Source organism: Phaeovulum sp. (genome assembly GCF_041596715.1).
In the GTDB taxonomy this organism is placed as follows: domain Bacteria; phylum Pseudomonadota; class Alphaproteobacteria; order Rhodobacterales; family Rhodobacteraceae; genus UBA6213.
On sequence record NZ_JBFHIA010000170.1, the window covers coordinates 1 to 6,953 of the forward strand.

Here is a 6,953-nt window from a genome sequence, read left to right on the forward strand (position 1 = left end):
CATCAATCCGCGCGCCCCGGCATGTGACACCACATCCGGGTCAAACTCGCTTTCACGGCGGGTGATGGCCAACAGCAATTCGGGCGGAATCCCGAAATCGCGCGTCTCCATCCCCGACAGCGGATAGTAGGCAGGCACAAGTTCGATCCCGCGGTCCGCGGCGGCCTTGGCGATGACCAACGCAAGATGCGCATCGTTCCATTCAAGCGCCAGCCCCGCAAGGCGCGCAAGGTCTTGATCGCTTTGGGTTTCGCCCAGATGCAAGAAGAACCGCTTGGCCAGTGTTTCCGACCCAGCGGCGCGCAGCATGACTGCGGCTTGAAACACCGACGAGTTGACGAAGGCGGCGCTGCGCCAGTCGGGCAGGGTTTGGGTGCCTGCCAACGCAGGGTCGGGCGGCAATCCGGCGCGTTCGGCGGCCAGCAAGCCGTAGTACGAGGTCTGATAGCGTGCGCCCAAGGCATAGGCCGCCCGCGCCGCCTCGGCATTGCCCGCGGCTTCATAGGCGCGGCCTTGCCAATAACCCGCGCGGCCCATGCTGATCGGGCTTCTCACCGCTTCTTCCAGCGTCTTGAAATGCTTGATTGCGGCGGTGGCATTTCCCAGTTTCAGCGCGGCATAGCCGGCCAGCCATTCAAGATCGGCATGGTCGGTGCCCGCACTCAAATGATTTCCCGCCGCCAACCGATACGCACGGCTGTAGTTGCCAGAGCGAAGATCGGCGCGCGCAAGGCTGGCGCGCATATCGGCCCATAGCTCGGGCGATCCAAGTGTGGCCGCGCTTTCAGAACGTTCAAGGACAAGTTCGATTGCGCCTTCAGGGTTGCCTTTGCGCATCCGCCAAGCCGCGCGGTCGCGCGCCAGCCCGGACGAGGCCGCCACCATGCCTGCGGGCACCGCGGCGATCAGGGCATCGACACCGTTCTCGTTGGCTTGCAGCGCAATCCGCGCCTCGGCCACGGCGCGCGTATTGGCGCTGACCAGATCAAGCATCCGTCGCGCCTGATCGATCATCCCGCTGTCGAGCAGCATCTGCATGCGCCCGCCGTGATGATCGGCAAGCACCGCGCCATAGCCCGCCAGCAGTGCCGATTGTTCCGCCGCAGTCAGACTCAGTTCACGCCATGCCCGCACCGCCACGGCCGCGTCGCCGCCCGCGGCAAGCAGCGCCAGCGCGCCGGTTCCGGTTTGCGGCGCAAGCGGTTGAAACCACGCCCGCACCTCGCCCGCAGTTGCCTCGCCCAGCGATGATTCGCACGATTTGTGCAAAAGCGGCATTCCGGGCCAATCGGCGCGGCGCGCGGCAAAGGCCGCGCAATCGGCAAAGCTGCCCGCGCCTGCCCGCAAACGGTGCCATTCAACGATCTCGAGCGAAAGCGCACCGGCGGCCTTCCCTTCGCGCAGGGCTACGGCCCAGTCTTTGGCCTCGACTGCCGCCATCGCACGCGCAAGCGCCGCGCTGTCCTCGGCGGCAGCGGACCTTGGCCCTAGCGCCATAGCGGCGATCAGGGCGAAAACGGCGGAAAAAACGGCGTTGCGTGCAAACATTGGGCCTCGGCTCGATCAGTTTTCTTTGGGTTTCTTATCTTCCTGCCTGTCGCTACCTCATCACGCAATACACAAACTTGGCAAGGCGGCATCGCTCCGCTAGGGTCCGCGCGATTTAGTCGGGGCGCATTCGCCCACAAGATACAGGAGTGCTTCATGTTCAAAGGGTCAATCCCTGCCCTCATCACGCCATTCACTGAAAAAGGCGAACTTGATCTGGACGCACTCAAGAAGCTGGTCGAATGGCACATTGCCGAAGGCAGCCACGCGCTGGTGCCTTGTGGCACCACGGGTGAGAGCCCGACCATAAGCGACGAAGAACATATCCGCGTGGTGGCCGAGGTGGTCAAAGCCGCCGCCGGGCGGATTCCGGTGATCGCCGGGGCGGGTGCCAACGCCACCGCGCATGGTGTGCACCTGATCCGCGAAGTGCAAGCCGCAGGAGCCGACGCCGCCTTGGTCGTGACGCCCTATTACAACAAGCCCACGCAGCGCGGCATGATTGCGCATTTCACCGCAATGCATGACGCAAGCACCTTGCCGATCATCATCTACAACATCCCCGGCCGTTCGGTGGTGGACATGACCCCCGAAACGATGGCCGAACTGGCAAAGCTGCCGCGTATTGTCGGCGTCAAGGACGCGACCGGCAAGATCGAACGCGTAAGCCAGCAGCGCCAGACCTGCGGGCCTGATTTCATTCAGCTTTCGGGCGAAGATGCGACAGCACTTGCGTTCAACGCGCATGGCGGGGTTGGCTGCATTTCAGTCACCGCCAACGTCGCACCGCGGCTTTGCGCAGAGTTTCAGGTGACCATGCTGGCGGGCGATTACGCCAAGGCGCTGGAGTATCAAGACCTGTTGATGCCGCTGCATACCGCGATTTTCCTCGAACCGGGGTTGGTAGGGGCGAAATATGCGCTTTCGCGGCTGGGGCTTTGCAACGAAACGGTGCGCCTGCCGCTGACCACCTTGCTGCCCGAAACCAAGGCGGCCATCGACGCTGCCATGCGTGGTGCCGGGCTGCTTTGAGAACTGATCACGGAAGGGGCGGGTTAGCCTGCCTCTTCCAGCCGCGTGCGCAATTCCCGCAGCACCGGCAATATGGAGCGCACCCTCTCTGAGCCGATGCTGCGCACCACGTCAGCGATCACCGGCATGAAGGCAACCATCGCGGCATCGCGCGCCGCGCGCCCGGACGGGCTGATCGAAACAAACTTGCGCCGCGCATCGTCCCAGTCGGGGCGGATGTGCACATGCCCTGCCCATTCAAGCTTGGCGAGCGTGTTGGTCATCGCGCCGCGCGTGACATGAAAGGTTGCGGCAAGCTGTGCAGGACTACGCTCCTCGCCGATATGGGCGAGGTGGTTGAGCACCGAAAAATGCGAAATCTGCATCCCTTTGGGCAAGGTGTGCGAAACCTTCAGGCGCGCCAATTGATCGGTCATAAAGACCTCAGAGAACAGCGCCGCGGCAAGTTTGTCGGTGGCGTCCGTCATGGCGCGGGCTTTGCAAAGGGGCGATCGTGGCTAAGCGATGGCACCCGGGCGCGGGCGCGGGCCACTTCGGCAAGGTCGATTTCGACCAGATGCACGCCCGGCTCGGTGCCGCCATCCACCAGCACTTCGCCCCATGGTGCCACGGCAAGGCTATGGCCATGCGTACGCCGCGGGCGGCCGCCATGCGCAGCGTGGGTGCCGCATTGCGCCGGGGCCAGCACATAAGCGCCATTTTCAATGGCGCGGGTCCGCAGCAACGGTTCCCAATGTGCGCGCCCTGTGGTGTCGTTGAAAGCCGCAGGCACGGTCAGCACCTCGGCCCCCGCATGAGCCAGTGCACGGTAAAGATAGGGAAAGCGCAGATCGTAGCAGACCGAAAGGCCCAAGCGCGCGAAAGGCGTTTTGGCAACAACGGCGCTGGTGCCGGGGCGGTAGCCCTCTGATTCACGGTACCGTTCAGTCTCGCTCACATCCACGTCGAACATGTGGATCTTGTCATAACGCGCGCTGATGCTGCCATCGGGTGCGATCAGAAAGCTGCGGTTGGCAAAGCGGCCATCCGCATCGTCGGTTTTCAACGCAAGCGAACCGATCAGCAGCCAGATGCCCGCCCGCGCCGCCTCGGCGCGCAGCGCCGCCAGTGTCGGGTCAGTCGCTTCGGGGTGCAGCACGGCGCGCTGGTGGGCGCGGTCAGAACTGAGGATGTTGGTGGCCTCGGGGGTCAGCACAAATCCTGCGCCCGCGGCAATGGCTTCTTGCACAAATCCCAGCGTTACCGGCAGGTTCGCCGCAGGTTCATCCGTTACCGACAACTGGACCAGTGCGGCGCGCATGATCTTTAGCCCGCCAGCAATTTGTCGAGCTTGCCTTGATGGTCAAGCGCGTAAATATCGTCGCTTCCGCCCACATGCTGGCCGCCAATAAAGATCTGCGGCACGGTGCGCCGCCCGCCTGCGCGCTGGGTCATCGCCATGCGAAGGCTGGGGTCCGCGCCCACGTCGGTTTCTTCGAACTGCACGCCTTTGCGGGTCAGTAGCGCCTTGGCCGCAAGGCAATAGGGGCAGGACCGAGTGGTGTATATTTCGACACGTTGCATGGGCAAATCCTATTTGTAGATGCGACTATACGGATTTAGGCATCCTTCGCAACGCGCGCCAGCGCCAGCACCGAAACGTTTTCAGCGCCCGCCGCAAGGCAGGCATCGGCACAGACCGCGAAGGTCGCACCCGAGGTCATCACATCATCGACCAACAACACATGCCGCCCCGCAAGCAAACCGGCGCGCCGCGGATTTATGCGCACTGCACCCGAAAGGTTGGCAAAGCGTTCGTCGCGGTGCAGCCCTTCTTGGCTGCGGGTGGCGCGCGTGCGCTGCAAAAGGTCAACGACATGGGTTAACCCCGCCGCCCGCGCCACCGCGCCCGACAGCAGCGCCGACTGGTTATAGCGCCGCTTTAGCAGCCTCAGCCGGTGCAACGGCACCGGCGCAAGTACCATTCCCGGTTCCAGCAAGGGTGCCGCCGCGCGCAGCATCCAGCCTGCCAGTGGACGGCGCAGGTCTAGCCGATCACCGTGCTTGAATGCCAACACCATGCGGCGCGCGGCATCCTTGTACACCAGCGCCGCCCGCCCCCGCTGCCAAGGGCGCGCAATTGTCAGGCAATCGTCGCAGTATTCTGGCTTGCCCTCATCAGCCCCGGGCAACGGTGCGCCGCATTTGTCGCAGACAAGGCCGCTTGCAAAGGGCGTTTCGCGCCAGCACGCAGGGCAAAGGCCAAAGTCGGCGGCGACACCTGCGCCGCAGGCGATGCAACGCGGTGGAAACATCACATGCAGCGCCCCTAGCGCAGCGCGCCGAAGCCCCGTAAAGTCACGCCCCATGACCACGCCGCCCCCCCTTACCGACCGCGCCGCGCTTTTGCGCAACCGTGCCCGTGCCCGCGCTGCGGGCCCTGCGTTGTTTCTTCATCAAGACAGCGCCGCCGAAATCGAGGAAAGGCTCAACGAGGTTAACAGAAAGTTTACGGCACCTGCCGTCGTGACGGGATTCCCCGAGCCTTGGACAGAAATACTGCCGCAAGCGCGGATTGTGCCCGATGACGAGGTTCTGGCGCTGGAACCGGGCGCACATGATCTGGTTATCCACGCGCTTGCGCTGCACTGGGCCAACGATCCGGTAGGGCAACTGGTGCAATGCCGCCGCGCGCTGACACCTGACGGGCTGATGATCGCCGTGCTGTTCGGCGGCCAGACGCTTGCGGAATTGCGTTCGGTTTTGGCCGAGGCCGAGTCGCGTGTGACCGGCGGGCTTAGCCCCCGCGTGCTGCCAATGGGCGAGATTCGCGAGTTGGGCGGTCTGTTGCAACGCGCGGGTTTTGCGCTGCCTGTTGCCGACTTGGCGGCGCGGCCGGTCAGCTACCGTGACCTTGGCCATCTGATGACCGACCTGCGCGCGATGGGCGAGGGAAATGCGCTGGCATCGCGCCGCCGCACCCCCTCGCGCCGCGCGCTCTTTGCCGAGGCCGCACGGCTTTACGCCGAACATTTCGGTGACGAGGTAGGGCGCGTAACCGCAACCTTCGAACTGGTCTATCTTACCGGCTGGGTGCCGCACGAAAGCCAGCAAAAGCCGCTGCGCCCCGGCTCTGCTACACATAGCCTTGCTGCCGCACTTGCGGCCGAGCCAAAGCCTGAAAAATGACCGGCACGTCAGCCGACATGCAAACACCTAAGCCAACAGGAAACGCCATGACCGAAGCACTGATCCGCCCCGGCGAAGGCCGCCTTTCGCACGCCCCTGCCGACCACCCGCCTGTGCGGCGCGCAAAAATCGGGCTGCTGGTCGCCAACCTCGGCACGCCCGATGGCACCGACTACTGGTCGATGCGGCGGTATCTGGGCGAGTTTCTTTCCGACAAGCGGGTCGTCGATATCCCCGATTGGAAATGGCAGCCGCTGTTGCAGCTGATCATTCTCAGCAGGCGGCCCTTTACCTCGGGTGCCAACTACCGGCTTATCTGGAACAAAGAGGCCAACGAAAGCCCGCTGATGACGATCACCAAGCAACAGGTGGCCAAGCTGCGCGCGGCTGCCGAAGCGCGCTGGGGCGACGAGGTTCAGGTCGAGTTTTGTATGCGCTATGGCAACCCCTCCACGCGCTCTGTGGTGGAGCGGATGGTGGCGGACGGCTGCGAGAAAATCCTCTTTTTCCCGCTCTATCCGCAATATGCCGGCCCCACGTCCGCCACGGCGAACGACGCGTTCTTCAAAGCGTTGATGGGGGTGAAGCGGCAACCCACCGCGCGGGTTGTGCCTGAATACTTCGACCGCCCCAGCTACATCGACGCGCTGGCGCATTCAGTCGAGCAGGCCTATGGCGGGCTGGAACATCGCCCCGACGTGCTGGTGGCAAGCTACCACGGCATGCCGCAACGCTATCTGATGGAAGGCGACCCCTACCACTGCCAATGCCAGAAAACCTCACGGTTGCTGCGCGAGCGGCTCGGCTGGGGGCCAGAGTCGATCGACACCACGTTCCAATCGGTGTTTGGCCGTGAAGAATGGCTGAAACCCTACACTGTTGAGCATGTCGCGGCACTGGCGCGCGCAGGCAAAAAGCGCATCGCGGTGATTTCACCCGCCTTTGCCGCCGATTGCATTGAGACGCTGGAAGAGATCAACGGTGAAATCCGCCATGCGTTCGAAGACGCAGGGGGCGAGAGCTTTACCTACATTCCCTGCCTCAACGACGATGACGCGCATATCGCGGCACTGCTGGAAGCGGCGGCAGAAAACCTTGCGGGCTGGGTGAAATGAAAAGGGCGGTGGAATACCACCGCCCATAAGCCGCACAAGCCTGCAAACCTAGATCAGCAACACCTGTGTGCCGACCTTGGTCAATCCGAA

At 63.7% G+C, this 6,953-nt stretch carries 8 protein-coding genes; 3 read left to right on the forward strand and 5 right to left on the reverse strand.

All coding sequences use genetic code 11. From position 1 onward, the window contains the following. On the reverse strand, nt 1-1,548 hold a 1,548-nt coding region (locus ABY403_RS11665; protein ID WP_372840987.1), incomplete at its 3' end, for a transglycosylase SLT domain-containing protein. A 156-nt stretch (nt 1,549-1,704) separates the two neighbouring features. Between ABY403_RS11665 and dapA the strand changes: the two genes are divergently transcribed. Continuing rightward, nucleotides 1,705-2,580 carry a 4-hydroxy-tetrahydrodipicolinate synthase gene (gene dapA / locus ABY403_RS11670; RefSeq protein WP_372840988.1) on the forward strand — a complete coding sequence of 292 codons (876 nt, stop codon included), beginning with the start codon at nt 1,705-1,707 and terminating at the stop codon, nt 2,578-2,580. A 23-nt stretch (nt 2,581-2,603) separates the two neighbouring features. On the opposite strand, the gene ABY403_RS11675 is transcribed toward dapA, so the two are convergent. Genes ABY403_RS11675 through ABY403_RS11690 form a run of 4 tightly spaced genes read right to left on the reverse strand, consistent with a single transcriptional unit; the run spans nt 2,604 to nt 4,928 of the window. Next, nucleotides 2,604-3,047, reverse strand: a complete 444-nt coding sequence (locus ABY403_RS11675; protein WP_372840989.1) for a MarR family winged helix-turn-helix transcriptional regulator — start codon at nt 3,045-3,047, stop codon at nt 2,604-2,606. Further along, on the reverse strand, nt 3,044-3,880 hold the full coding sequence (locus ABY403_RS11680) for a carbon-nitrogen hydrolase family protein (protein ID WP_372840990.1): 837 nt from the start codon (nt 3,878-3,880) through the stop codon (nt 3,044-3,046). The genes ABY403_RS11675 and ABY403_RS11680 overlap by 4 nt, the downstream gene beginning before the upstream one ends. 5 nt (nt 3,881-3,885) lie before the next feature. Further along, complete coding sequence (gene grxC, locus ABY403_RS11685; protein WP_372840991.1) at nt 3,886-4,143, reverse strand: glutaredoxin 3; 258 nt, start codon at nt 4,141-4,143, stop codon at nt 3,886-3,888. 35 nt (nt 4,144-4,178) lie between these two features. Continuing rightward, nucleotides 4,179-4,928, reverse strand: coding sequence for a double zinc ribbon domain-containing protein (locus tag ABY403_RS11690; protein WP_372840995.1), 750 nt, complete (start codon nt 4,926-4,928; stop codon nt 4,179-4,181). Between ABY403_RS11690 and ABY403_RS11695 the strand changes: the two genes are divergently transcribed. Together ABY403_RS11695 and hemH are read left to right on the forward strand one after the other, a co-directional pair. Beyond that, nucleotides 4,927-5,748, forward strand: a complete 822-nt coding sequence (locus tag ABY403_RS11695; protein ID WP_372840992.1) for an SAM-dependent methyltransferase — start codon at nt 4,927-4,929, stop codon at nt 5,746-5,748. The genes ABY403_RS11690 and ABY403_RS11695 overlap by 2 nt on opposite strands. Before the next feature lie 47 nt (nt 5,749-5,795). After that, the gene (gene hemH, locus ABY403_RS11700; RefSeq protein ID WP_372840994.1) at nt 5,796-6,863 is read left to right on the forward strand and encodes a ferrochelatase; all 1,068 of its coding nucleotides are present in this window, start codon (nt 5,796-5,798) and stop codon (nt 6,861-6,863) included. The last annotated feature ends 90 nt before the right edge of the window (nt 6,864-6,953 follow it).

Coding starts and splice junctions, on each gene's coding strand:
- dapA (WP_372840988.1), top strand. CDS start 1,705: ATGTTCAAAGGGTCAATCCCTGCCCTCATCACGCCATTCACTGAAAAA.
- ABY403_RS11675 (WP_372840989.1), bottom strand. CDS start 3,047: ATGACGGACGCCACCGACAAACTTGCCGCGGCGCTGTTCTCTGAGGTC.
- ABY403_RS11680 (WP_372840990.1), bottom strand. CDS start 3,880: ATGCGCGCCGCACTGGTCCAGTTGTCGGTAACGGATGAACCTGCGGCG.
- grxC (WP_372840991.1), bottom strand. CDS start 4,143: ATGCAACGTGTCGAAATATACACCACTCGGTCCTGCCCCTATTGCCTT.
- ABY403_RS11695 (WP_372840992.1), top strand. CDS start 4,927: ATGACCACGCCGCCCCCCCTTACCGACCGCGCCGCGCTTTTGCGCAAC.
- ABY403_RS11690 (WP_372840995.1), bottom strand. CDS start 4,928: ATGGGGCGTGACTTTACGGGGCTTCGGCGCGCTGCGCTAGGGGCGCTG.
- hemH (WP_372840994.1), top strand. CDS start 5,796: ATGACCGAAGCACTGATCCGCCCCGGCGAAGGCCGCCTTTCGCACGCC.